This is a genomic window from Bacillus sp. FSL R5-0434, from assembly GCF_038004745.1.
Taxonomy (GTDB): Bacteria; Bacillota; Bacilli; order Bacillales; family Bacillaceae; genus Bacillus; species Bacillus halotolerans.
This window is the reverse complement of sequence record NZ_JBBORV010000001.1, coordinates 3,803,871-3,828,019: the sequence shown is the minus strand read 5'-3', so window position 1 is coordinate 3,828,019 and position 24,149 is coordinate 3,803,871. Positions and strand designations below refer to the sequence as shown.

Genomic DNA, 24,149 nt, shown 5'->3' with positions numbered 1-24,149 from the left:
TATGTAATAAGGGGGATTGTCATGAGACTCGGCTCTTGTTTATATGGCTTTGTTATTCATGTGGCTGTATTTTTGTTTGTGGGTGCCTCCATGCTTTTGGTTATGGCTGTGTCCGTACCGCTTGTTTTTTTGCTCGATAGGCTGCCAGATGTTGTTTTTACTGCTGGTGCAATCATTTTTCTATTATTCTTCTATTCTATAGGCTGGTTTTGGGCACTCAGGCTTGCTTGCCACCAACGCATGCGTCTGTTTGATGTTCAATTGGGGTCCTTTGTTCTGCTGGCCTTGCTGATTGGTTTGTTCTTATCAGATGGAACGAGTGTTTCTGAAATTGTGAGGGATTGGGACGATGCAGGCTGTGCTTTTGTTCCGCCGGCATTCACTTTTTTGTGCCTTTCTTACGCATTGGTGCTGCTGCCGGTCTATCAATCGAAGCTATGGCATCTCGTCCTGCCGAATGGCGTCCGCCTGAAAGATGTCGTTTGTGTATGCGCAGATCTGATGCTGATTATGGTGCTTCTGGTAGGCGTCACATTGCTGTTTCTGTAGTTTCCATTTCACAGTTCGGTAGGATCTTCCCACTGATCTCCCGTCCAATATATGTTTTAATAGTACATGACTATGAAAATGAGAAGGAGAGCATCATGAAGATTTCTATCGTAATTGTGACCTATAATCGGATTCCGGCTTTGTGCGAGCTGCTGGAGTCGATTTCGCAGCAGACTATGAAGCCGTATGAAGTCATTATTGTCAATGATGCCGGGGAATCGGTTGAGCGGGCCAAAGCACTGTATCCGGATCTGCCGATTGTTGTGATTGATTTAGAGAAGAACTCAGGTCATGTGGCCGCGAGAAATGCGGGTGTCAAAGAGGTGTCAGGCGACTGTATCATGCTTTGTGATGATGATGATTTCTTCACGCCGGGCCATCTGGAAAGAATGGCGAAGGAAATGGAAACGGCAGATTTCGTTCATTCTGATGCCGAAATTGTGTCGTTTGAAGAGAGGGAAGGGACAAGATATCCGATTTCGCGGAAGTTATTTGCGTATACCGCTGATTATGAGGATATGAGAGTGTTCTCGACCTACGTGCCGTCGGGCAGCATGTACAGACGTTTCCTGCACGATGAGATCGGGTATTTCGATGCTGATGTGCATAATTATTGGGACTGGGATTTTTACTTGCGTGCAGCGAAGGATTACCGGGTCAAGCGTGTGCCTTGTGCCAGTGTGATATATGCATTCAGTGACGCGGGAGACAATCAGTCCGCAGACCTTGGCGCCAAGCGGAAGCAATATTTGGATCGTTTAAGCGAGAAGCACGGACTAGGGGAACTGCCGACGAAAAACTTTGCCGTCCTGCTTGAAGAGCCTGACATGAAGAGGCGGGAAGCACAAAGTGAGATTGTTTGGGATGGCAAACCTGTCTATTCCAGACTTCATCGTTCGTAAGGAGGTTTGCATGTTGAAACAGCTTTTACAGGACAGCTGGTGGGAACAGCTGAAGGAAGAGTTTGAAAAACCGTATTATCAAGAGCTGAGAGAAATGCTGAAGAGGGAATACATGGAGGAGACGATCTATCCGGACAGCCGCGATATCTTTAATGCGCTGCACTATACGCCGTACGATGATGTCAAGGTGGTCATTCTCGGCCAAGATCCGTATCACGGGCCTGGACAGGCTCAAGGCTTAAGCTTCTCCGTAAAGCCGGGCGTGAAGCAGCCGCCTTCATTAAAAAATATTTTTCTCGAGCTTCAGGATGATATCGGATGCACCATACCGAATCACGGGTCGCTCGTCAGCTGGGCGAAGCAGGGGGTTCTTTTGCTGAATACCGTGCTCACGGTGCGGCGCGGACAGGCGAATTCCCATAAGGGAAAAGGCTGGGAGCGGCTGACTGACCGGATGATTGACGTGCTGAATGAAAGAGAGCGGCCGATCATCTTTATATTGTGGGGCCGGCATGCCCAAATGAAAAAAGAACGGATCGATACGTCCAAGCATTTTATTATTGAATCGACGCATCCCAGCCCGTTTTCAGCAAGAAACGGATTTTTTGGCAGCAGGCCATTTTCACGGGCGAATGCCTTCTTGGAGAAAATGGGTGAGGATCCGATTGATTGGTGTATAAAGGATTTATAAAAAGCGCAGATGGCCTGCGCTTTTTTATTTGAGTATTTTTCGAATCAAACGCAGGCCATTTTTGGAGGATGGATAACGGAAAGCGAAGTCGAAGCGGTTCGTTTGCTTGACGACGCTTTTTTTGTGCGTAAATGTGTTAAAGCTGTCAAATCCGTGATAGCTGCCGATTCCGCTTTCTCCCACGCCGCCAAATGGCAAATACGGTGTCGCGGCATGCATTAACGTATCGTTGACACAGCCGCCGCCAAACGACAGGTTTTCTAATACCTCTCGTTCAATTGTTTGGTTTGTCGTAAACACATACAGGGCGAGCGGCTTGGGACGCGACTTGATTTTCTCAATGACTTCATCGATGCCGCGATATGTAAACAGCGGAAGAATGGGTCCGAAAATTTCCTCTTGCATTACAGGGGAATCATCTGTGACTTGATCGAGAATGGTCGGCGCTATTTTGTGGTGCCTGTGATCGGCTTGGCCGCCGCTTAACGCGACACCGTCTTTCAGAAAGCTCAGCAGCCGCTGATAGTGGCGTTCACTGACGATCTTGCCATAAGCCGGATTCAGTTCGGGCTGCGGTCCGTAAAACTCGCCAATGACACGCTTCATTTCTTCCGCAAGCACTGTTTTGATGTCTTCGTGAACGAGCAAATAATCCGGTGCGATGCAGGTTTGGCCCGCATTCGTAAATTTCCCGAAGACGATGCGTTTGGCGGCAAGCTTGATGTCAGCATCCTTATGCACGATGCAGGGGCTTTTGCCTCCGAGCTCTAAGGTGACAGGGATTAATTGTTTGGCAGCCGCTTCCATGACAACTTTTCCTATGGCGACGCTTCCCGTAAAAAATATGTAGTCGAACGGCTGCTGTAATAAAGCTGTGCTGATGTCCGGCCCGCCTTCCGCCAAAGCGACATAATGATCCGGAAAAACGTCGCGGATGAGATCGGAAAGAACAGCCGAAACAGCTGGCGTATATTCTGAGGGTTTGAGAACGACCGTGTTTCCGGCCGCAATGGCTCCGATCAGTGGAGAAAGCGCCAGCTGGAAGGGATAGTTCCATGGCGCAATCACCAAGACGGTGCCATACGGATCGGGGATAATGACACTTTTGGAACCGATATGGGTCAATGGCGTTTTGACTCTTTTCGGCTTGGCCCATTTTTTCAGCCGTTTCATCACAAAGCTGATTTCCTCCAGAACGATGCCGATTTCCGTTGAGTATGCTTCTTGTTCAGATTTGTGAAGATCCTGATAGAGAGCGGCTGTGATGTCTGCTTCATACGCTTTGATGGTGTGTTTCAGTTTCTTTAAGACGTCCAGTCTTGAGTCAATTGATTTTGTATGCCCTGCCGCGAAAAATGCTTGATGGCTGCTGACAATAGAGGGGATGCTGTTCATATTCTCTCTCCTTCCTGCGGGTCATGGTGATTCATTATGTGAAAATTGTCTTCTGCTTGTCAAATGCGAGGCGCTTGTCAGAAAAAATAACAAACTCTTGTCTGCGTTTGCGGCGGGAATTTGATAAAATGCAGGGAGACTACATTTTATTTTTGGAGGATTTTTTATGAACATTCATATATCCGCTTTGATTCAGAAGATGGAAGAGGAATTGAAGAAAGCAAAGACGGCTGAAGGTGATGAGGAGCTGAAGCGTCACGTGGCGGTCGTCCGTTCTTTGTGCGACGTCGTGCTGGATCAGCCGGAGACGGGGAGCACGCCGCGCATTCAGCCGAGTGTCACGGCAAGTCCTTCGGCGCCGCCTTCGACAGACCAGCTGCTGATGGAAAAAATGATGGGCAGCGCGGGATTAAACAAATATCGGAAGCAGGAAAAAGATAAGCAGGAAGAGGATGGAAACGGAGAGTCTTTATTTGATTTTTAATCAGAAAGGTTGAGCTTACGTGAAATTGGTTCTTGGCGCTCTGCAATGGACAGCGTTTATGATTGCCGCGGCGATTGTTGTTCCGGTGGCGGTTGCCCAGTCGTTTCATCTGGATCATTCAGATTCTGCACGGCTGATTCAAAGCACTTTTTTTGTATTGGGAATTGCCGCAGTTATTCAGTGTTTGAAAGGACACCGGCTGCCTATAAATGAAAGCCCTGCCGGCTTGTGGTGGGGAGTGTACACGATCTACGGCGGCCTGACCGGAACGGTGTTTGCGACATATGGCGAAACATTGCGCGGCTTGCAGGGGGCGCTTCTTGTAAGCGCTGTATGTTTCTTTTTGTTAAGTGTCTTCAAGGTCATTGACCGGCTTGCTGCCTTGTTTACTCCGGTTGTGACAGGGGTCTATTTGCTGCTGCTCGTCATGCAGCTGAGCCAGCCGATAATAAAAGGGCTTCTCGGCATCGGCTATTTAAAAGACAGCGTGGACGGTCTTGTATTTGTCCTGGCGCTGGTTGTCGTCGCCGCAGCTTTTATCATGTCAAATTCTCATATCGTTTTTTTAAAGCAATATTCTATTTTATTGGCCCTTTTCGGCGGGTGGGTGCTGTTTGCGGCTGCGGGCGTTGCGAAACCGATCGAAATGCCGGATCGGCTGTTTCAGCTGCCGTCTCTGTTTCCGTTCGGTGCTCCGTTATTTAACAGCGGCCTAGCCATCACCTCGGTTTTTATTACGATCCTGCTGATCGTTAACATGCTGGCAAGTATGAAGGTTGTGGACATTGCGGTGAAAAAATTCGGCAAACAGACAGATGGAAAGCGTTATGAGCGCCCTGCCGGTTTTGCGGCTGCATTCAGCCATTTGCTGAGCGGTTTGTCTGGAGCCATTGCACCGGTTCCGATTTCGGGAGCCGCGGGTTTTATTGAAACGACAAAGATGCCTTCTAAAAAGCCGTTTGTTCTCGGCAGTATGCTGGTCGTTTTCATCAGCGTGATTCCGTTTTTTATGAATGCGTTTGCGAGTCTGCCGTCACCCATTGGATTCGCGGTAAACTTTGTTGTGTTCTCGGCAATGGTTGGTTTGGCGTTTACTGAATTTGATTCCTATGAGAAATCAGAGCTGAAAAGAGTGCGGGCTGTGATCGGCATTTCACTGCTTACAGGTGTCGGCATTATGTTTGTGCCAGAAAGTGCATTAAAGGATATGCATCCGGTGTTTATTTCTCTGTTAAGCAACGGGCTTGTCTTAGGGACGCTTGCTGCAATAGCGATGGATCAGTTTCAGCTTTGGCGCAGGAGAAAATCCGACAATCTCGTGTCATCAGAGAACAAACATTGAATTTTCATACAGGTGCGATATGATAATTGATATGAGTTTAACGAAAAGGCGGGAGAGAATAGATGAAAGTATTTATTATATTAGGCGCTATTAATGCCATGCTTGCCGTGGGCCTCGGGGCATTTGGCGCACACGGATTAGAAGGGAAAATTCCTGATAAATATCTTCAGGTGTGGCACACAGGCGTGCAGTATCATATGTATCACGCGCTGGGGCTTTTTGTTGTCGCGTTTCTTGCGGATAAACTGTCTGGCATCGGCAGCGTCACAACAGCCGGCTGGCTGATGTTTGCGGGGATTGTGCTGTTTTCCGGAAGCTTATACATCCTCAGTGTGACGCAAATTTCCATTCTCGGGGCAATCACGCCGCTTGGCGGTGTGGCGTTCATTATTTCTTGGATCATGATCGTTGTCGCAGCCGTCAAATATCTATAAATAAAAAAGCCAATCCTCATGATTATGAGTGATTGGCTTTTTTTCTTTATCTTGGCGAATAGGATGACATCGAGTATGGGTACGTATATGCAATTTCTTCATCAAAGGTAACGTAATCAAGATAGATCGTCAGCAGAAGATAGCGGGTTCCTGTCTTTGGATCGCTGATAATAATGTGATCCCGGCCCGCAGCCTCGATGACGCCGCGAAAAATCTTTGATCCCCACTCTTTGCTGTTTTCAAATGTCATATAGATGGTAGCCGTTTTTCCCCTGTTCAGTCGCAGTATATTTTCGATATATGATTCCTCGACAGGCAGCATGCCGGGAATGTTTTGGCCGCCCGATGGCGTCGGCCCCGATGGAATTTGAAACCCGCCGCCCTGGCCTTGCTGCTGAGTGGGGAATCCGAAGCCTTGCTGCCCCTGCTGCATGGGCATTTGCTGCATTTGTCCCATAGTCTGCATTTGTGGGCCTTGCATTTGCGGGCCTTGCCCTTGCGGCTGCGGGTACGGATTTGGGCCGAATTGAGGCGAATACCCCTGCATATCATATCCCTGCATTTGCTGATATTGATTTTTTTTCGGTTTCATATCGTTCCTCCTTTTTATGAAAACCATTCAGAACATGTTCCGGATGTATAAATAAACGATCCGAGATGACTCACCTCCGATGACAAACGATCTTAGTCGCTATTGCGATTTTTATCTCTTTCACCTTATGAGGCCAAAGCTTGGAATATGCTGAAAAAAAGAACAGTGAGCGTGCCGATTTCTCTGGCCGATCACTGTTTTTTCAATGGACGTACACAATCTTTTCGCATATTAGTCTGTATTCCTAGCGCAACTTGCGCTTAAGCAACATAAGATAACGTTAGTTTCAGGTGTGAAAATTCAAGAAGGAGGTGTAGGATTTGCCGAAAGTTTCAGTGATTATGACGAGCTATAACAAAAGCGATTATGTGGCAAAGTCCATTTCAAGCATACTCTCACAAACTTTTTCTGATTTTGAATTGTTTATTATGGATGACAACTCAAATGAAGAGACGCTGGATGAAATCCGTCCCTTTTTGAATGATAACCGTGTGCATTTCTATCAAAGCGATGTATCTGGAGTGAAGGAAAGAACGGAAAAAACGAGATACGCGGCCCTGATCAATCAAGCGATTGAGATGGCAGAGGGTGAATATATCACCTATGCGACGGATGACAACATCTATATGCCGGATCGGCTGTTAAAGATGGTGCATGAACTCGATGATCACCCGGAAAAGGCTGTGATCTACTCAAGCTCGAAAACCTATCATTTAAACCAGAATCGAGACATTATAAAAGAAACTGTCAGGCCCGCCAGTCAAGTAACGTGGAACGCTCCGTGCGCAATTGACCATTGCTCGGTGATGCACAGGTATTCGGTGCTTGAGAAGGTGAAGGAGGCGTTTGGCTCTTATTGGGATGAAAGCCCGGCGTTTTATCGGATCGGTGATGCCCGGTTCTTTTGGAGAGTCAATCATTTTTATCCGTTTTACCCGCTGGCCGAGGAGCTTGATCTGAACTATATTACAGACCAATCCATTCATTTTCAGCTGTTTGAGTCAGAAAAAAACGAGTTCGTTCGGAATCTTCCTCCGCAGCGCAACTGCCGCGAACTGCGTGAATCATTAAAAAAGCTTGGAATGGGGTGAGAGTTTGTCGGCCTATTTAAGCAATTATTGGGTGTTGTACCGGAAGTATGCGGAGCTTTTTGACAGGCTTCGCTACAAGGGGATTCCGCTCGGGCTTATCAGTAATTTTTACCAATACATCAGCCCTGAGCTGAGAGTGATGATGGAAGAAGAACCGGAATTATTCGGGCCTGCGGATCAGCATATCGATGAAGGCCAGATTCAGACGTTTTTTGAAGAGAAAAAACAGAGCATTGCCAAAACAAATGACGCGCCTGTTAAGGGAAAAGTGATCTTGCATTTTGATCACCTTCGTTTTGTAAACGCTAATTACTACCAATTTGATCCTGAGAAAACAGCTGTTTTGGCAAGATGGAGTATGCCGAATTATTGCGATTTGCCTGTGATCAGCAAGCCTGAAGTGGCTGCTTCATGTGAAAAAGGCGATCCGAAGCCGTATCTTGAAAAGGCTTTTTCGATTCTTTCGGCTTATGATGACCACCCGGCATTCGGTGATCAAGCATTTCGTGAACGGCTTTTCAAGGATATTCCTTTGTTCATGGAAGCCATTGACACAGTAGATGCTTTATTCAAGAAAGAGAACATTTCTGCCGTTGTTGTAGGAACGACAGAAGACATTTACAGCAGGGTGCTCGCTCTTATGTGCGAAAGGAGAGGGGCCGTGAGCGTCTGCCTTCAGCATGGAGCGCTGATGGGTGATGAAGCCTTCTTGCCCGTTTTTACAACCTATCAGGCTGTTTTTGGCGCATATGAAGCTGGTTGGTATCAGCAAAAAGGCTGCAAACCAGAACAGATTCTCATAACGGGACATCCCCGCTTTGACGAAATTTTTAACAGGACACCTATGGACATGTCAGTATTTTATCGAAAGCTGGCCTTTCACCCGTCTAAAAAAATCGTTTTGATCGCGACACAGCCCTTTTCCGAGGAATTTTATTCAAGTGTGTTAGCGGAGCTTACCACGCAAAAACAGCTGCAAATCATCATTAAACCTCACCCATGGGAAATCGGAAAAAACAAGCTGGATCTGTATCATGCGGCGGCAAAAAAACATAAAGCATGCAGAGTCATCAAAAAAGAGATGGATCTGTACGATATTCTGGCGTATGCTGACGCCGCTGTGACACAAACCTCAACGGTGGGCCTTGAGGCCATGCTGTTTCAAAAGCCCGCACTGATCGGGAAATCGACCGGAAACCGTACGTATCCGTATTACGAGTCTCTTGGCGATTTTATATTTGAAAAACCGGAGGAATTAGCGCGCACCCTGATTGAGGTTCTTCAAAATCCCGCCATGTATCAGAAGGCAGAAGCGGCGCGTCTGTCATTTACGGCTTCCAATTACCCGGTTACTGAGTCGACGCTCGCCTTGTTTTCGGAACTGAGAGCAAAAACAGGAGTTGATTACAGGCGGGATCATTCTGAATAAAACGATAGGAGCGCAAAGAAATGGTGCAAAAGAGAAATCATTTTCTTCCTTATTCCTTGCCGCTGATCGGAAAGGAAGAAATTCAGGAGGTCACAGAAACGCTTGAATCCGGATGGCTTTCCAAAGGCCCGAAGGTTCAGCAGTTTGAAAAAGAGTTTGCCGCGTTTGTCGGAGCCGAGCACGCCGTGGCGCTGAATTCATGTACCGCTGCTTTATTTTTGGCTTTAAAAGCAAAAGGGGTCGGACTGGGTGATGAAGTCATAACCTCTCCACTGACGTTCAGCTCAACCGCCAATACGATTATTCATACCGGAGCAACGCCGGTGTTTGCGGATATAGATGAAAAGACGCTTAACATTGATCCGAAAAAGCTTGAGACGGCGGTCACACCGCGGACGAAAGCCGTTGTACCCGTCCACTTTGGGGGGCAGTCCTGTGACATGGACGCAATTTTAGCCATTGCCCAAACGCACGGTCTATTTGTGCTCGAGGATGCGGCGCACGCAGTATACACCACTTATAAGCAGAGAATGATCGGCTCCATCGGGGATGCGACAGCATTCAGCTTCTACGCGACCAAAAACCTGGCGACAGGGGAAGGCGGCATGCTGACGACGGATGATGAGGAGCTTGCCGACAAAATCAGGGTTCTGAGCCTTCACGGTATGAGCAAAGGCGCGTGGAACCGTTATTCTTCAAATGGCAGCTGGTACTATGAGGTCGAGTCGCCCGGCTACAAAATGAACATGTTTGATCTGCAGGCGGCGCTCGGGCTTCATCAGCTGAAACGGCTGGATGACATGCAAAAACGGAGAGAAGAGATTGCAGGTCAGTATCAAGCCGCTTTTCAGCAAATCCCGGGGCTGATCACGCCGTTTGTTCACAGCGAAGGACGGCATGCCTGGCATTTATATGTCCTGCAAGTTGATGAAAAACAGGTCGGCGTCACTCGGGATGAAATGATTACGGCTCTAAAGGATGAATACAATATCGGGACCAGTGTTCATTTTATCCCAGTGCATATTCATCCGTATTATCAAAAGGAATTCGGATTTAAGGAAACAGACTACCCGCTCGCCATGAAGTATTACAAACGCACCCTGTCACTCCCGCTGTATCCATCAATGTCTGACGAAGATGTCAACGACGTGATAGAGGCCGTGCGGGACATCGCAAAAGGGGCTGGTTAGGTGTACACGATAAAAGAGAATGTTTCCAAAGAGGCGATCATGGAATTTCTCCAAAGCAAACAGATGACACTTGACGGGTCGTATCAATTTTCGCTCGGCCTATTTGAAAACAGCCAGCTTCAAGGCGTGATGATGTATGAAGACGCCCTTTGGGAAAGCAAAATGCTTCAGAAAAAAGCCATGAACGTAAAGCTTCTCGCGGCTAACAGCACAGGACAGCTGAAACGGCTATTTCAGGCCTTTTATTCTGTTCGGCAAACGGATGAAACGGATTTTGTGTTTGTGCGTGTACCGGCAGAGGATATCGGAGCAGTACATGTCATTCAGCAGCAGCCGTCATCTTATTTTGTCGGCAGTTTGCTTAAACTGGCGAAGACCCCGTCTATATATGAAAAAACGCCGCCATTTTTTGAACTGGTTCAGCCTGAGCCTGGAGACACCGAAGAGATTTGCCAGTTAGCCAGCGACGCATTTACGAAAAGCAGATATTTTCACGATCCTTATCTCAGCCGTGAGGCAGCGAACAAAATCTTTCAAGAGTGGACACGAAACAATCTGATGGGGAGAGCGGATATCAATATTGCCGCTAGATATAATGGGGAAATAATCGGCTACCTGCAAGGTTTATCAAAAGGTGATGAGTATGTGCTTGATTTGATGGCTGTGAAGCCGGGGTATGAAGGCAAGCGTATCGCGTTTCATTTATTGGCGCATCTCATAGAACAACCGGAGACGCTGAAGCATAAAACGGTAACAGCGGGGACGCAGCTTCATAATGTAAGAGCGATCCGCCTATATGAAAGAATGGGCTTCACCGCTGTTCAATCATATTACTATTACCACATTTGGCCGGGCAAGGAGGCGAAATAATGGCGGGTTTTCAGATCGCAAACAAAACTGTCGGCAAAGATGCTCCCGTTTTTATCATTGCCGAGGCAGGAATTAATCATGACGGAAAATTGGATCAGGCCTTTGCACTGATTGATGCCGCGGCGGAAGCGGGTGCAGATGCCGTTAAATTTCAAATGTTCCAGGCTGATAAGATGTATCAGAAAGATCCTGGATTATACAAAACGGCTGCGGGCAATGATGTATCAATTTTTTCTCTCGTTCAGTCCATGGAATTGCCCGCGGAGTGGATTGATCCGCTTTTGGACTACTGTCGCAAGAAACAGGTGATTTTTTTAAGCACGGTGTGTGATGAAGGATCAGCTGATCTGCTGCTTTCCACTTCTCCAAGTGCTTTTAAAATCGCATCCTATGAAATTAACCATCTCCCGCTGCTCAAGTACGTCGCCCGCATGAACAGGCCGATGATTTTTTCGACAGCCGGAGCGGAAATTGCTGATATTCATGAGGCTTGGCGCACCATCAGAGCAGAGGGCAACCACGAAATTGCCATTATGCATTGTGTGGCGAAATACCCTGCACCGCCTGAATACAGCAACCTCAGTGTGATCCCGATGCTTGCCGCCGCTTTTCCGGATGCGCCCATCGGTTTTTCGGATCATAGCGAGCACCCGACAGAAGCGCCATGTGCCGCGGTCCGGCTCGGCGCCAGACTGATAGAAAAGCATTTTACTATCGATAAAAACCTGCCGGGGGCTGATCATTCATTTGCATTAAATCCGGATGAATTAAAGGAAATGGTCAAGGCCATCAGGGAAACGGAAGCCGAGCTGAAACTAGGCATCAGGAAGCCAGTTTCTGAAAAGCTGCTGGGCAGTTCATACAAAACAACAACTGCCATTGAGGGTGAGATCAGAAAATTTGCATATAGGGGAATTTTCACAACGGCTCCGATTCAAAAAGGGGATGCCTTCAGCGAAAACAATATTGCCGTGCTCCGCCCCGGACAAAAGCCTCAGGGGCTGCACCCGAGATTTTTTGAGCTATTGACCGGCGGCGTGCGTGCGGTAAGGGACATCCCGGCAGACACAGGCATTACGTGGGAAGATATTTTAACGAAGGACAGCCCGTCCCATGGATGACATACTTTTTATCGTGCAGGCGAGAATGGGATCGGAACGCCTTCCTGGAAAAGTACTGCGTCCGCTTGGTTCGGAGCATTTACTCGATATTCTCGTTCAGCGCGTACGGCAAAGCGCGTTCTATCAAAAGGAGCGCGATAATCTTGTCATCGCTACATCTGACAAAAAAGCCGACGATGTATTAGAGGCACACTGCATCAAGAACGGCATTCGCGTTTTCCGCGGCAGTGAGGAACGGGTTCTCGACAGATTTGCGCGAGTCATAAAGGCTGCGAAACCGGAAGTCGTCATCCGCTTAACGGGGGATAATCCGTTTGTCGATCCAGAGTTGCTCGATATGATGATTTCAGCTCATCTTGATCAAGGTGCGGATTATACGTATATCCTGAACACGCCGTTAGGCATTTGCGGTGAAGCGGTGAGCGCCAAGCTTTTGCTCGATATCAGCGGCATCAAAATGCTGGAGGATAAATACCAAGAGCATGTCACCTTGTATGTCCGGAAACATCCCCATCTTTACCGTTTGCAGTTTTTAGAGGCTCCGGAACAGCTCTGCGCTCCTCAATATCGGCTGACCGTCGATACGGAGGAAGATTATCAATTGGTCTCAGCCCTCTATCAAAAAGCAGGCGAGCGCCCTGATGTCTCGGCTGCAGAGTTAATCAGCCTGCTGAACCAGCACCCTGATCTGGCGGCGATGAACGGTATGACAAAGCAAAAAGAGGTTGAGTAGCATGCATATCGGGATATTCGCAGACGGCGGGTTCGAGAAAGGAATGGGGCACGTCGTTCGAATGAAAAGGCTTGCGCAAGAACTCAAACACCGCTGTTCCATTACGTTTTACACAAATGACGAGTCTGAACAATTTCTTCAAGAAGAGTACTGGCAGGTCATCGTAAAACCGGGGCTTCAGCAAAATGAATGTATTCTCCGGGACATAAACGATAAAAAGCTCGATCTGCTTTTATTCGATATCCTTGGTGCACCTGTCGATTTATTAACAAAAATAAAAGCAGGCACAGATGCCAAAATCGTTCTGTTCGAAGAAAAAAATGAGAAAGCGATAGGTCAAAGTGATGCGGTCATTAACGGAATTTACGGCGATGTCAGAAGCAAGGTTTACGATCAGGGAAACGCCCGTGTCTATGAAGGCCCGGATTATCTGATTCTCCACCCTGCCTTTCAAGCCGCAAGAGCTGATTACGCACTTAAGGAAGACTGCCGCAATATTCTTGTTGCATTAGGAGGAAGCGATCCAAAGCAGCTTGTTTTTAAAGTGATAGCAGCGGCCGATCAGCTCCCGGACAGGAAAGACAAGAAAATGATTTTTATCATGGGCAGCGCTTCGCCGCATCAAGAGGCGGTCCGTAAATTGATTCAAAACAAACCCCAATACGCACTAATCGAGCAGACAAATGACATGGCTGTGTTTATGAAACAAGCAGATGCAGCCATTGTCGCCGGCGGCATCTCGCTTTATGAAGCGATCTGTATCGGCGTGCCGTGCCTCGTACTTTCTCAGGTTGCCCATCAAACCACAACCGCTGCAAAATTTGCGGAACATGGCGCCGTTCTTGATCTTGGCCTGGGAGAGAATGTATCCGTCGAAAAGCTTGCTTATCATATGTCACAAATATTCAGCAGCTATCCTCTCCGTCTTTCTCTGCACGAGGGAGGAAGGCCGCTCGTAGATGGAAAAGGAATGAAACGGGTATCAGCCATTCTTTATGATTTGCTTGATGATAAGATATAAAAATGCACGTAAGGAAGTGTTAATGTGAAAGGTGTCATTTTAGCCGGAGGAAACGGCTCACGCCTTATGCCCTTAACCAAAGCCGTCAACAAGCATTTGCTTCCTGTAGGCCCTTATCCGATGATTTACTGGTCGATAATGAAGCTTGAGGAAGCCGGAATTAAAGAGATTTTACTCATCAGCCAAAAAGAGCACATGCCGCAGTTTTATAAGCTGCTGGGAAGCGGGGAGGAGCTTGGCGTCTCCGTCACTTATCAAGTGCAGCCCGCCGCATCGGGAATTTCAGATGGGTTATCATATGCAAAACGCTTTACCGGAAAGGAGCCTTTCATTTTATTATTAGGTGATAATATATTCGAAGATTCATTAAAGCCTTATACGGAGCGATTTCAACAGCAGGGAAAAGGGGCGAAAGTGCTTCTGAAAGAAGTGGATGATCCAGAACGTTTTGGGATTGCTGAAATTGATGAGAAAAACAAACACATTCGATCCATTATTGAAAAACCTGCACATCCGCCGACCAACCTTTGTGTAACCGGTATTTACATGTATGATGCAGAAGTGTTTTCGTATATTGAACAAATATCACCATCGAAGCGCGGCGAGCTGGAAATCACTGATGTAAATAATTTATACATTGAAAACAGCAAGCTGACGTATGATGTGTTATCGGGCTGGTGGGTCGATGCAGGAACACACGAATCGCTTTATCTCGCCTCCCGGCTGGTACATCAGGCTTTACAGAAAGGACAGGACGAATAGCTATGGCAAAATCATATTTCATTACAGGCGGGGCCGGGTTCATAGGGCTCACGTTTACAAAGCTCATGCTCAAGGAAACGGATGCGCGCATTACTGTTCTAGATAAATTAACGTATGCCAGCCACCCGCAGGAAATCGAAAAACTAAAGGGAAACAGCCGGTTTCGGTTTGTAAAAGGGGATATCAGCATTCAGGAGGATATCGACCGGGCGTTTGACGAGACCTATGACGCCGTGATTCATTTCGCCGCGGAATCGCATGTAGACAGAAGCATCTCCCAAGCGGAGCCGTTTATCACAACGAATGTCATGGGCACATACCGTCTGGCGGAGGCAGTCTTGCAAGGAAAAGCCAAAAAGCTGATTCATATTTCAACAGACGAGGTGTACGGGGATTTAGAAGCGAATGATCCCGCATTTACGGAAGCAACGCCGCTTTCTCCTAACAACCCTTATTCCGCGAGCAAAGCGAGCTCTGACCTTCTTGTTCTATCGTATGTGAAAACACACAAACTGCCGGCTATTATTACACGCTGCAGCAACAATTACGGCCCATATCAGCATAGTGAAAAAATGATCCCAACGATTATCCGCCATGCAAAACAAGGCTTGCCGGTTCCGCTCTACGGTGACGGGCTTCAGATCAGAGACTGGCTTTTTGCAGAGGACCATTGCCGCGCCATCAAGCTTATTTTAGAAAAAGGAACCGACGGTGAGGTGTATAATATCGGTGGCGGAAATGAACGCACGAATAAAGAGCTGGCGAGTATTATCATGAAACATTTGGGCTGTGAGGAATTGTTTGCTCACGTCGAAGACCGAAAAGGGCATGACCGGCGCTACGCGATCAATGCGTCAAAGCTGAAAAATGAGCTTGGCTGGCGGCAGGAAGTGCCGTTTGAAGAAGGCATTGCGCGCACGATTCGCTGGTATACAGACAATGACCGATGAGAAGGTGATCCGATTGACAAAGGTATTGGTAACCGGTGCGGGCGGACAGCTTGGCTTGGAGCTGTGCCGCCAGCTGAAGCAAGCCGGATATGAGGTCATTGCGTTAACAAAGCAGATGATGAACATCGCCGATCAGCGTTCTGTACGGCATTCGTTCGGGCATTATCAGCCGGATATCGTGGTCAATACCGCCGCGTTTACGTCCGTCGACAAATGCGAGACGGAGCTGGATAAAGCTTACTTGATCAACGGAGTTGGCGCTTATTACACTGCGCTGGAGTCATCCCGCATCGGAGCGCAATATGTTCATATCAGCACGGATTATGTATTTGACGGGAAGGGGACCCAGCCATACAGGGAAGACGGCCACCTTGACCCGAACACCATCTACGGTAAAAGTAAAAAACTCGGAGAAGAGCTGATCCAGTTAGCAAGAACCGACAGCACGATCATCAGAACATCGTGGGTGTATGGACAAAGCGGCAGCAATTTTGTTCATACGATGCTGAAGCTCGCAGAAACAAAACAAGAGCTGCGGGTTGTGAATGATCAAATCGGCTCGCCGACCTATACGAAGGATTTGGCGGAAGCGGTCATCAAGCTGTTCAGTCATCCGCCGGGCATCTACCATGTCAGCAATTCAGGCATATGCAGCTGGTATGAGTTCGCAAAGGCCATTATGGAAGAAAGCGGGCTGAACACAACGATTACGCCCGTGACGACAGAGGAATACGGGAATCCGACACCCCGGCCGGCTTACTCTGTGCTGAGCCACCGTGCCATTGAAGAAGCCGGCATACGCCCGCGTCATTGGCGGGAAGCTTTACGGGAATTTTTGCAGGAAAGGAGCAGTGCGCGTGATTGAAGGAGTCAAGGTTAAGAAACTGACAAAGCATTGTGATGACAGAGGTTTTTTTGCCGAACTGGTTCGCGATGATGAGAACCTTCTTGAGCATTTTGGGCAGGCGTCTTGGTCCAAAAGCTATCCGGGTGTGATTAAAGCGTTTCATTATCACGAGAAGCAGGATGATCTCTGGTTCTTCCCGACAGGCCACGCTCAGGTTGTCCTTTACGACCTGCGGGAGGATTCAGAAACAAAGGGAGAAACCGATGTCTATTATATGGGAGAAGACAACCCGATGCTGTTATTGATTCCAAAAGGCGTCGCTCACGGATACAGAGTGCTGGGCGAAACGCCGCTGACAATTATCTATTTTACGACAACCTCGTATAACCCTGATCAGCCCGATGAAAAAAGAATCCCATGGAATGATGAGACAATCGGTTTTAACTGGAATACCGAATTTAAATAAATCATAGAGCAGTTATCCATCGAAGATCATCAGGCATCTTCGACTTTTTTTGTCCTGTTTTGATATCAGGACAAAAGATAGAGATACAAGGCGCATATTTTACTAGATACGGATCAGAAATAGTCTATTAGAATCTTGTGTAAATAGGATGAATTTATTACATCATTCCAAGTGTTAATATTCCTGAAAAAACATTTACTTCCATGGAAAATGGTGATAGATTAACTTTTAAGAAAAAGAAATGGTAATTCGCGAGTTACGGTAAAACGCTTTTTCTGCAGAGGACGCTCTGGCCAAATTCCAACCGTGATTTGAGGAGGAAATGTCATGTTAAAAAGAAATTCATTCGTATCTTCATTTTTCATCAGTTCAGCTGTCCTGCTATCAATCTTGCTTCCTTCAGGCCAAGCGCATGCACAGTCTGCATCAATTGAGGCAAAAACCGTAAACAGTACAAAAGAATGGACGACTTCAGATATTGAAGTAACTTATAAACCAAACGCAGTGCTTTCTCTGGGAGCAGTCGAGTTTCAATTTCCTGACGGATTCCACGCGACAACAAGAGATTCTGTGAATGGAAGAACACTGAAAGAAACACAGATTTTAAACGATGGAAAAACGGTCAGGCTCCCGCTTACGCTTGATTTGTTAGGGGCGTCTGAATTCGATCTCGTCATGGTGCGCAAAACGCTTCCGCGTGCAGGCACATACACGATTAAAGGCGATGTGGTAAACGGTCTGGGAATCGGCAGTTTTTATGCTGAAACACAGCTGGTTATCGACCCTCGTTAATATCAATAGAAATGATCAGGGGCTGGTGTGATATCAGCCTCTTTTTTTGTATGGTTAAAAAACTGGTACGAATCTTGCATGTAGATAAGGGTGAACCCAATCAAGAAAGGAATTGATCTATTACAGTTTTTTAAAAGCGCTTACATTTTTCTGGAGATAAAAATATGATGAGGTGAAAAAACATGTCAGAAAAACAAATCACAAAGAATGAAGAAAAAGAAGCTCTCAATTTATTTCTGTCTACGCAAGCGATCATAAAGGAAGCCCTGCGGAAATTGGGCTATCCGAGCGGAATGTATGAATTAATGAAAGAACCGATGAGAATGCTCACTGTACGAATTCCGGTGAAAATGGATAACGGCAGTGTGAAAGTGTTTACAGGCTATCGTTCACAGCACAATGACGCGGTCGGCCCGACAAAAGGGGGCGTGCGTTTTCATCCCGAGGTGAATGAAGAGGAAGTGAAGGCGTTATCGATTTGGATGACGCTCAAATGCGGGATCACGAATTTGCCGTACGGCGGCGGAAAGGGCGGCATTATTTGTGATCCGCGGACAATGTCGTTTGGAGAATTGGAACGGCTGAGCCGGGGGTATGTCCGCGCCATCAGCCAGTTAGTCGGCCCGACAAAGGATATTCCCGCTCCCGATGTATACACCAATTCGCAAATTATGGCGTGGATGATGGACGAATACAGCCGGCTTCGGGAATTCGATTCCCCGGGTTTTATCACAGGAAAACCGCTCGTTTTAGGCGGCTCACAGGGCCGGGAAACAGCAACCGCTCAAGGCGTAACCATTTGTATAGAAGAAGCGGTTAAGAAAAAAGGAATCAAGCTGCAAAACGCGCGCATCATCATACAGGGCTTTGGGAACGCCGGCAGTTTTCTGGCTAAATTTATGCATGATGCCGGCGCCAAGGTTATCGGGATTTCGGATGCCCACGGCGGTCTGTACAACCCGGATGGCCTCGATATTCCTTATTTGCTCGATAAGCGAGACAGTTTCGGAATGGTCACCAATTTATTTACAGATGTCATCACAAATGAAGAGCTGCTCGAACAAGAATGCGATATTTTAGTGCCGGCGGCTATTTCAAATCAAATCACAGCCAAAAACGCCCATAACATTAAGGCCTCAATTGTGGTCGAAGCGGCTAACGGGCCGACGACAATCGACGCGACAAAGATTTTGAATGAAAAAGGCGTACTCCTGGTGCCGGATATACTGGCGAGTGCCGGCGGCGTAACGGTTTCTTACTTTGAATGGGTTCAAAACAACCAAGGATATTATTGGGCAGAAGAAGAGGTTGCTGAAAAGCTGAGAAACGTGATGGTCAATTCATTTGAAACGATTTATCAGACCGCGGCCGCACACAAAGTCGATATGCGCTTGGCGGCTTACATGACGGGAATCAGAAAATCTGCAGAGGCGTCTCAATTCCGCGGATGGGTTTAGGGGGATAATCCCCCTTTCTCCTGCAAAATCATTTTGCATTTTTGTTTGCGTATGGCATGGAAATCGCAAATAGATTTTGCGCTTAATATTCATAAAAGGGAAAATGTTTAGATTTCTGACAAAGTTCTCTGCGATTCTACAAGTTTTTTTGTGAAAAGACGAAATATTGGTACGAATCTTGCTTTTATATTCGTATGAAGGCACATTACATAACGAGGGGGATTACATATGACCGTTTCATATGCGCACGAACCATTCACTGATTTTAAGGAAGCAAAGAATAAAACAGCCTTTCAAGAATCACTGGCCTTTGTAAATACTCAGCTCGGCAAGCATTATCCGCTTGTCATTAATGGAGAAAAGATCGAAACGGATCGTAAAATTGCTTCGATTAATCCGGCCAATAAGGAAGAAGTGATCGGCTACGCCTCAACGGCTAATCAAGAGCTTGCTGAAAAAGCGATGCAATCAGCGTTACAGGCATTTGAATCGTGGAAAAAACAAAGACCGGAGCACCGTGCGAATATTCTTTTTAAAGCTGCGGCTATTTTGCGCAGAAGAAAGCATGAATTTTCAAGCTATCTTGTAAAGGAAGCGGGAAAACCGTGGAAGGAAGCAGATGCTGACACAGCGGAAGCAATAGACTTTTTAGAATACTACGCGCGCCAAATCTTAAAACTGAAGGACGGGGCTCCGGTAAAGAGCCGGGCAGGCGAGTACAATCAATATCATTATGAAGCGCTTGGCGTCGGCATTGTCATTTCGCCATTTAATTTCCCGCTCGCCATTATGGCAGGGACTGCTGCGGCTGCGATTGTCACGGGGAATACGATCCTGTTGAAGCCGGCAGATGCTGCGCCAGTAGTGGCTGCTAAATTTGTCGAGGTGATGGAGGAAGCGGGTTTGCCAAACGGCGTTCTCAATTACATTCCGGGAGACGGAGCGGAAATTGGTGATTTCTTAGTAGAACACCCTAAAACAAGATTTGTATCATTTACAGGCTCCCGTGCGGTCGGCTGCCGGATTTATGAGCGTGCCGCAAAAGTACAGCCGGGCCAAAAATGGCTGAAACGCGTGATTGCTGAAATGGGCGGGAAAGACACAGTGCTTGTCGACAAAGATGCTGATTTGGATCTTGCTGCCTCTTCTATCGTTTACTCCGCATTCGGGTACTCAGGGCAAAAATGTTCAGCGGGTTCCCGTGCAGTGATTCATCAGGATGTCTATGATGAAGTCGTAGAAAAAGCAGTTGCGCTGACCAAAACGCTGACAGTCGGAAGTCCGGAAGACCCTGATACGTATATGGGGCCTGTGATTCATGAAGCTTCCTACAATAAAGTCATGAGCTATATTGAAATCGGCAAGTCTGAAGGCAAGCTTTTGGCCGGCGGAGAAGGCGATGATTCAAAAGGCTACTTTATTCAGCCGACGATCTTTGCAGATGTTGATGAACATGCGCGTCTCATGCAGGAAGAAATCTTCGGTCCGGTTGCTGCCATCTGCAAAGCGCGTGATTTCGACCATATGCTTGAGATTGCAAATAACACAGAATACGGACTGACAGGCGCTCTGCTGACGAAAAACCGTGCGCACATTGAACGGGCTCGCGAGGATTTTCATGTCGGAAACTTATACTTTAACAGAGGCTGTACCGGAGCTATTGTCGGCTATCAGCCATTCGGCGGGTTTAATATGTCCGGAACAGACTCAAAAGCAGGAGGTCCGGATTATTTAATTCTTCATATGCAGGCGAAAACAACGTCCGAAGCGTATTAATTGAGAAAACCGAAATAGTGCGATTGTTTTTAGATCGCACTATTTACATGTTTGGATGAGGGGGATGATGTATGCTCTATACAAAAATCAGTCACATGCCGCCGGCAGAACGGGTTGAGACACTGACAAAGTCTCTGGTCAGCCTCAGCAGTGTAAACGGCACCATCGGCGAAGGGACGAAAGCAGATTTTATCAAAGAAGTCATCATGAGCTATCCTTACTTTCAGGAACATCCTTGCCATGTATGGGAACAGGCTATTCCTAATGACCCGTACAACCGGAAAAATATTTTTGCGTTTGTGGAAGGCAGCGGGGAAAGCCGGAATACTGTCATTTATCACGCCCACTTGGATACGGTGGGAATTGAAGATTTCGGCCCGCTTAAGGATATCGCTTTTGATTCTGAAAAATTGGCTGAGTATTTCTCCAACTATGACTTTGATGAAGACGTTCAGAGGGACGCCAAGTCGGGTGAGTGGATGTTCGGCAGAGGCTCTGTCGACATGCAAAGCGGCATCGCGGTGCATTTGTCCAATCTCCTGCACTTTTCAGAGAACCCCAAAGCATTGCCGGGAAATCTATTATTTATGGCAAACCCGGATGAAGAAAGTCAGCATGCCGGTATTCTCGCCAGTATTTCTGAGCTGAACCGATTAAAAAAGGAAAAACAGATTCAGTATTTGGCTGCCATTAATACCGATTTTATTACGCCGCTGTACGATGGTGATTCAACAAGATATATCTATACCGGAGCCGCGGGAAAGCTGCTGCCTTGCTTTTATATATCCGGCCGGGAAGTGCATGTCGGAGACACGCTTGCTGGCATCGATCCAAATCTCATTTCTTCTGAAATCACAAGACGCATCCACAACAATATTCATTTAGCAGAAAAGATTGAAGGCGAATTGGTTCTGCCCCCATCCTGCTTGTACCAGCGTGATAACAAAGAATCCTATAACGTCCAAACCGCCGTCAGCAGCTATTTGTATTTCAATTATTTTATCTATGAAAAAACAGCAAAGGAAGTCATGGACCAGCTTACCCAAGTCGCTGAGAAAGCGTGCCGGGACACAGAACAAAAATTATCAGAGTATTATGAAGAATATCTGAAGCGAACAAATCTTCCGAAGAGACATTTGTCTTGGGATATTCAAGTCTTCAGTTTGGATCAATACATGGAAAAGCTAAGAAGCCGCGGCGTCGATCCTGAGCAGTGTATAGAGCAAGCATTCAAAGCCAATGAGCACCTTGAACTGCGCATGAGATGTTTTCATGCAATTGAAGAACTCCAAAAGCTTGATCCCGATCAGGGCGCAAAAGTCATTCTGTTTTATGCTCCTCCTTATTTACCGCATAACTATTTAAAAGAAGAAAGCACAAGAGACCAGCTATTGCAGCATGTGATCAAAGAAGCGGTGGACAAAACCGCCGAAACGACAGGCGAAACCTTTGTTTTCAAAAAGTTTTTCCCTTACTTGGCAGACGGCAGCTTTTTATCGCTGCATGAAACCGATGACGAAATTGATTCCTTTATCAGAAACTTCCCGGGGTGGGAGATGATTGGAACCATTCCGTTTAAAGATATACGGAAACTGAACATTCCTTCCATTAACATGGGTGTATACGGAAAAGACGGACATAAATGGACTGAAAGAGTATACAAGCCGTACACATTTCATGTATTGCCTGATCTGATACAGCAGACCACTGTTCACCTTCTGCAAAGCTATCGGATGAATATCAGCACAAAAGAGCCGAAGGGAGAAGGATGATGCAGGATCATAAAAATGAATTGCAGCGCAGTATGAAAAGCCGGCATTTGTTTATGATTGCCTTGGGCGGCGTCATCGGCACCGGTCTGTTTTTAGGTTCCGGCTTTACGATCAGCCAGGCGGGTCCTCTCGGAGCCATTGTCGCCTATATGATTGGCGGATTTTAATGTATCTGGTCATGCTTTGTTTAGGGGAGCTGGCTGTCGCCATGCCGGTGTCCGGATCGTTTCAAGCCTACGCCACAAAGTTTTTGGGGCCGTCGACAGGTTTTATGATCGGATGGCTGTATTGGTTCAGCTGGGCGAATACAGTCGGCTTGGAGCTAACATCAGCGGGCATTTTGATGCAAAGATGGCTGCCCTCCGTGCCGATCTGGATATGGTGTCTCGTTTTCGGTGTCATCATCTTTTTGATTAATGCGCTGTCTGTCCGAAGCTTTGCGGAAATGGAATTTTGGTTTTCGAGCATCAAAGTGACAGCGATCATATTATTTATCGTGATCGGCGGGTGCGCCGTGTTTGGCTTGATTGATTTTAAAGGCGGTCAGGAAACGCCTTTTCTATCTCATTTCATGACTGATAAAGGACTGTTTCCAAATGGCGTGCTGGCTGTTATGTTTACGCTGGTTATGGTCAATTTCTCATTTCAGGGGACAGAGCTGGTCGGAATTGCGGCAGGGGAGAGTGAAAGTCCGGAAAAGACACTGCCAAAGTCCATTCGAAATGTCATCTGGCGAACGCTGTTTTTCTTTGTGCTGGCTATGTTTGTCTTGGTTGCCATTCTTCCGTATGAAACGGCTGGGGTGATTGAGAGTCCGTTTGTAGCGGTGCTTGATCAAATCGGCATCCCATTTGCGGCTGATATGATGAACTTTGTCATATTAACGGCGATTTTATCTGTTGCCAATTCTGGTTTATATGCAGCCTCGCGTATGATGTGGTCGCTTTCAACTAACAAAATGGGCCCGGCCCTTTTAACGAGACTGACCAAAAAAGGGGTGCCGATCAATGCCCTGCTGATTACGATTGGGATTTCCGGCTGTTCGCTGCTGACTAGCGTCATGGCTGCAGAAACCGTGTATTTATGGTGTATATCAATCTCAGGCATGGTGACAGTTGTCGCGTGGATGTCCATTTGCGCCTCGCAATTTTTCTTTCGCAGGCGGTTCCTCGCTGAAGGCGGAAACGTGAACGACCTGGAATTCAGAACCCCTCTTTATCCGTTGGTGCCGATTCTTGGGTTTGTATTATACGGATGCGTATTGATAAGCCTTATATTCATCCCAGATCAAAGAATCGGCTTGTACTGCGGTGTACCAATCATTATTTTCTGCTATGCGTACTATCATCTGAGCGTCAAGAAACGCTTACAAAATGAACCGCTGAAAAAAGAGCAAACAGAAGCGCAATAGAAGAAGCTCTCCGGGAGACCGGAGAGCTTTTTTACGCGTTACGTCTGACAAGAAACACATAGGACAATATCG

Annotated in this window: 23 protein-coding genes and 1 pseudogene; 22 read left to right on the top strand and 2 right to left on the bottom strand. The window is 47.0% G+C overall.

Features of this window, described 5'->3' with window-relative positions:
* Positions 1 to 21: 21 nt before the first annotated feature.
* The 3 genes from NYE43_RS19935 to NYE43_RS19925 all read left to right on the top strand — a co-directional run bounded on the left by NYE43_RS19935 (position 22) and on the right by NYE43_RS19925 (position 2,142).
* A complete protein-coding gene (locus NYE43_RS19935) occupies positions 22 to 549 on the top strand; it encodes a hypothetical protein (RefSeq protein ID WP_341062498.1) in 528 nt (175 codons plus the stop codon).
* A gap of 95 nt (positions 550 to 644) precedes the next feature.
* The gene (locus tag NYE43_RS19930; protein ID WP_095712748.1) at positions 645 to 1,451 is read left to right on the top strand and encodes a glycosyltransferase family 2 protein; all 807 of its coding nucleotides are present in this window, start codon (positions 645 to 647) and stop codon (positions 1,449 to 1,451) included.
* A 13-nt stretch (positions 1,452 to 1,464) separates the two neighbouring features.
* Positions 1,465 to 2,142, top strand: a complete 678-nt coding sequence (locus tag NYE43_RS19925) for a uracil-DNA glycosylase (protein ID WP_216393982.1) — start codon at positions 1,465 to 1,467, stop codon at positions 2,140 to 2,142.
* A gap of 24 nt (positions 2,143 to 2,166) precedes the next feature.
* On the opposite strand, the gene NYE43_RS19920 is transcribed toward NYE43_RS19925, so the two are convergent.
* Positions 2,167 to 3,537, bottom strand: coding sequence for an aldehyde dehydrogenase (locus tag NYE43_RS19920; RefSeq protein WP_101859778.1), 1,371 nt, complete (start codon positions 3,535 to 3,537; stop codon positions 2,167 to 2,169).
* A 166-nt stretch (positions 3,538 to 3,703) separates the two neighbouring features.
* On the opposite strand from NYE43_RS19920, the gene NYE43_RS19915 reads away from it, so the two are divergent.
* The 3 genes from NYE43_RS19915 (at position 3,704) to NYE43_RS19905 (ending at position 5,797) form a co-directional block, all read left to right on the top strand.
* A complete protein-coding gene (locus NYE43_RS19915; RefSeq protein ID WP_095712750.1) occupies positions 3,704 to 4,021 on the top strand; it encodes a YwdI family protein in 318 nt (105 codons plus the stop codon).
* Positions 4,022 to 4,040: 19 nt separating this feature from the next.
* Positions 4,041 to 5,363 (top strand): purine/pyrimidine permease, encoded by a 1,323-nt coding sequence (locus NYE43_RS19910; protein WP_341062494.1) that lies wholly within the window; start codon positions 4,041 to 4,043, stop codon positions 5,361 to 5,363.
* A 62-nt stretch (positions 5,364 to 5,425) separates the two neighbouring features.
* Entirely contained in the window at positions 5,426 to 5,797 is a 372-nt protein-coding gene (locus NYE43_RS19905) for a DUF423 domain-containing protein (protein ID WP_010332332.1), read from the top strand.
* Between the two features lie 46 nt (positions 5,798 to 5,843).
* On the opposite strand, the gene gerQ is transcribed toward NYE43_RS19905, so the two are convergent.
* Positions 5,844 to 6,389: a spore coat protein GerQ gene (gerQ, locus tag NYE43_RS19900; protein WP_024123267.1), complete on the bottom strand. Its 546-nt coding sequence runs from the start codon at positions 6,387 to 6,389 to the stop codon at positions 5,844 to 5,846.
* Positions 6,390 to 6,709: 320 nt separating this feature from the next.
* On the opposite strand from gerQ, the gene spsA reads away from it, so the two are divergent.
* The 16 genes and pseudogenes from spsA (at position 6,710) to NYE43_RS19820 (ending at position 24,077) form a co-directional block, all read left to right on the top strand.
* Positions 6,710 to 7,480 (top strand): spore coat dTDP-glycosyltransferase SpsA, encoded by a 771-nt coding sequence (spsA, locus tag NYE43_RS19895; RefSeq protein ID WP_216393980.1) that lies wholly within the window; start codon positions 6,710 to 6,712, stop codon positions 7,478 to 7,480.
* 4 nt (positions 7,481 to 7,484) lie between these two features.
* Positions 7,485 to 8,909, top strand: coding sequence for a CDP-glycerol glycerophosphotransferase family protein (locus tag NYE43_RS19890; RefSeq protein ID WP_341062491.1), 1,425 nt, complete (start codon positions 7,485 to 7,487; stop codon positions 8,907 to 8,909).
* A 20-nt stretch (positions 8,910 to 8,929) separates the two neighbouring features.
* Complete coding sequence (locus NYE43_RS19885; protein WP_341062489.1) at positions 8,930 to 10,099, top strand: DegT/DnrJ/EryC1/StrS family aminotransferase; 1,170 nt, start codon at positions 8,930 to 8,932, stop codon at positions 10,097 to 10,099.
* Positions 10,100 to 10,969 carry a GNAT family N-acetyltransferase gene (locus tag NYE43_RS19880; RefSeq protein ID WP_103671843.1) on the top strand — a complete coding sequence of 290 codons (870 nt, stop codon included), beginning with the start codon at positions 10,100 to 10,102 and terminating at the stop codon, positions 10,967 to 10,969.
* On the top strand, positions 10,969 to 12,090 hold the full coding sequence (locus NYE43_RS19875) for an N-acetylneuraminate synthase family protein (protein ID WP_095712757.1): 1,122 nt from the start codon (positions 10,969 to 10,971) through the stop codon (positions 12,088 to 12,090). Before NYE43_RS19880 ends, NYE43_RS19875 begins: the two co-directional genes overlap by 1 nt.
* Positions 12,083 to 12,823, top strand: coding sequence for a cytidylyltransferase domain-containing protein (locus NYE43_RS19870; protein ID WP_024123261.1), 741 nt, complete (start codon positions 12,083 to 12,085; stop codon positions 12,821 to 12,823). Before NYE43_RS19875 ends, NYE43_RS19870 begins: the two co-directional genes overlap by 8 nt.
* A 1-nt stretch (position 12,824) precedes the next feature.
* Entirely contained in the window at positions 12,825 to 13,844 is a 1,020-nt protein-coding gene (locus NYE43_RS19865) for a PseG/SpsG family protein (protein WP_341062486.1), read from the top strand.
* A 24-nt stretch (positions 13,845 to 13,868) separates the two neighbouring features.
* Entirely contained in the window at positions 13,869 to 14,606 is a 738-nt protein-coding gene (locus NYE43_RS19860; protein WP_059292292.1) for a sugar phosphate nucleotidyltransferase, read from the top strand.
* Between the two features lie 2 nt (positions 14,607 to 14,608).
* Entirely contained in the window at positions 14,609 to 15,556 is a 948-nt protein-coding gene (gene rfbB / locus NYE43_RS19855; protein WP_095712759.1) for a dTDP-glucose 4,6-dehydratase, read from the top strand.
* Positions 15,557 to 15,569: 13 nt separating this feature from the next.
* Positions 15,570 to 16,421: a dTDP-4-dehydrorhamnose reductase gene (gene rfbD / locus NYE43_RS19850; protein WP_095712760.1), complete on the top strand. Its 852-nt coding sequence runs from the start codon at positions 15,570 to 15,572 to the stop codon at positions 16,419 to 16,421.
* Positions 16,414 to 16,869 (top strand): dTDP-4-dehydrorhamnose 3,5-epimerase family protein, encoded by a 456-nt coding sequence (locus NYE43_RS19845; RefSeq protein WP_010332322.1) that lies wholly within the window; start codon positions 16,414 to 16,416, stop codon positions 16,867 to 16,869. Before rfbD ends, NYE43_RS19845 begins: the two co-directional genes overlap by 8 nt.
* A gap of 327 nt (positions 16,870 to 17,196) precedes the next feature.
* Complete coding sequence (gene bslB / locus NYE43_RS19840; protein WP_024123256.1) at positions 17,197 to 17,661, top strand: biofilm surface layer hydrophobin BslB; 465 nt, start codon at positions 17,197 to 17,199, stop codon at positions 17,659 to 17,661.
* Between the two features lie 182 nt (positions 17,662 to 17,843).
* Positions 17,844 to 19,118: a glutamate dehydrogenase gene (gene rocG / locus NYE43_RS19835; RefSeq protein ID WP_101859784.1), complete on the top strand. Its 1,275-nt coding sequence runs from the start codon at positions 17,844 to 17,846 to the stop codon at positions 19,116 to 19,118.
* 228 nt (positions 19,119 to 19,346) lie between these two features.
* Complete coding sequence (pruA, locus tag NYE43_RS19830; protein WP_213418107.1) at positions 19,347 to 20,894, top strand: L-glutamate gamma-semialdehyde dehydrogenase; 1,548 nt, start codon at positions 19,347 to 19,349, stop codon at positions 20,892 to 20,894.
* A 71-nt stretch (positions 20,895 to 20,965) separates the two neighbouring features.
* On the top strand, positions 20,966 to 22,666 hold the full coding sequence (locus tag NYE43_RS19825; RefSeq protein ID WP_341062480.1) for a M20 family metallopeptidase: 1,701 nt from the start codon (positions 20,966 to 20,968) through the stop codon (positions 22,664 to 22,666).
* Positions 22,666 to 24,077, top strand: a pseudogene (locus tag NYE43_RS19820) (amino acid permease). The gene NYE43_RS19825 and the pseudogene NYE43_RS19820 overlap by 1 nt, the downstream one beginning before the upstream one ends.
* The last annotated feature ends 72 nt before the right edge of the window (positions 24,078 to 24,149 follow it).

Coding starts and splice junctions, on each gene's coding strand:
- bslB (WP_024123256.1), top strand. CDS start 17,197: ATGTTAAAAAGAAATTCATTCGTATCTTCATTTTTCATCAGTTCAGCT.
- NYE43_RS19885 (WP_341062489.1), top strand. CDS start 8,930: ATGGTGCAAAAGAGAAATCATTTTCTTCCTTATTCCTTGCCGCTGATC.
- NYE43_RS19825 (WP_341062480.1), top strand. CDS start 20,966: ATGCTCTATACAAAAATCAGTCACATGCCGCCGGCAGAACGGGTTGAG.
- NYE43_RS19915 (WP_095712750.1), top strand. CDS start 3,704: ATGAACATTCATATATCCGCTTTGATTCAGAAGATGGAAGAGGAATTG.
- NYE43_RS19930 (WP_095712748.1), top strand. CDS start 645: ATGAAGATTTCTATCGTAATTGTGACCTATAATCGGATTCCGGCTTTG.
- NYE43_RS19865 (WP_341062486.1), top strand. CDS start 12,825: ATGCATATCGGGATATTCGCAGACGGCGGGTTCGAGAAAGGAATGGGG.
- NYE43_RS19875 (WP_095712757.1), top strand. CDS start 10,969: ATGGCGGGTTTTCAGATCGCAAACAAAACTGTCGGCAAAGATGCTCCC.
- rocG (WP_101859784.1), top strand. CDS start 17,844: ATGTCAGAAAAACAAATCACAAAGAATGAAGAAAAAGAAGCTCTCAAT.
- rfbB (WP_095712759.1), top strand. CDS start 14,609: ATGGCAAAATCATATTTCATTACAGGCGGGGCCGGGTTCATAGGGCTC.
- NYE43_RS19905 (WP_010332332.1), top strand. CDS start 5,426: ATGAAAGTATTTATTATATTAGGCGCTATTAATGCCATGCTTGCCGTG.
- NYE43_RS19920 (WP_101859778.1), bottom strand. CDS start 3,537: ATGAACAGCATCCCCTCTATTGTCAGCAGCCATCAAGCATTTTTCGCG.
- NYE43_RS19935 (WP_341062498.1), top strand. CDS start 22: ATGAGACTCGGCTCTTGTTTATATGGCTTTGTTATTCATGTGGCTGTA.
- gerQ (WP_024123267.1), bottom strand. CDS start 6,389: ATGAAACCGAAAAAAAATCAATATCAGCAAATGCAGGGATATGATATG.
- pruA (WP_213418107.1), top strand. CDS start 19,347: ATGACCGTTTCATATGCGCACGAACCATTCACTGATTTTAAGGAAGCA.
- NYE43_RS19870 (WP_024123261.1), top strand. CDS start 12,083: ATGGATGACATACTTTTTATCGTGCAGGCGAGAATGGGATCGGAACGC.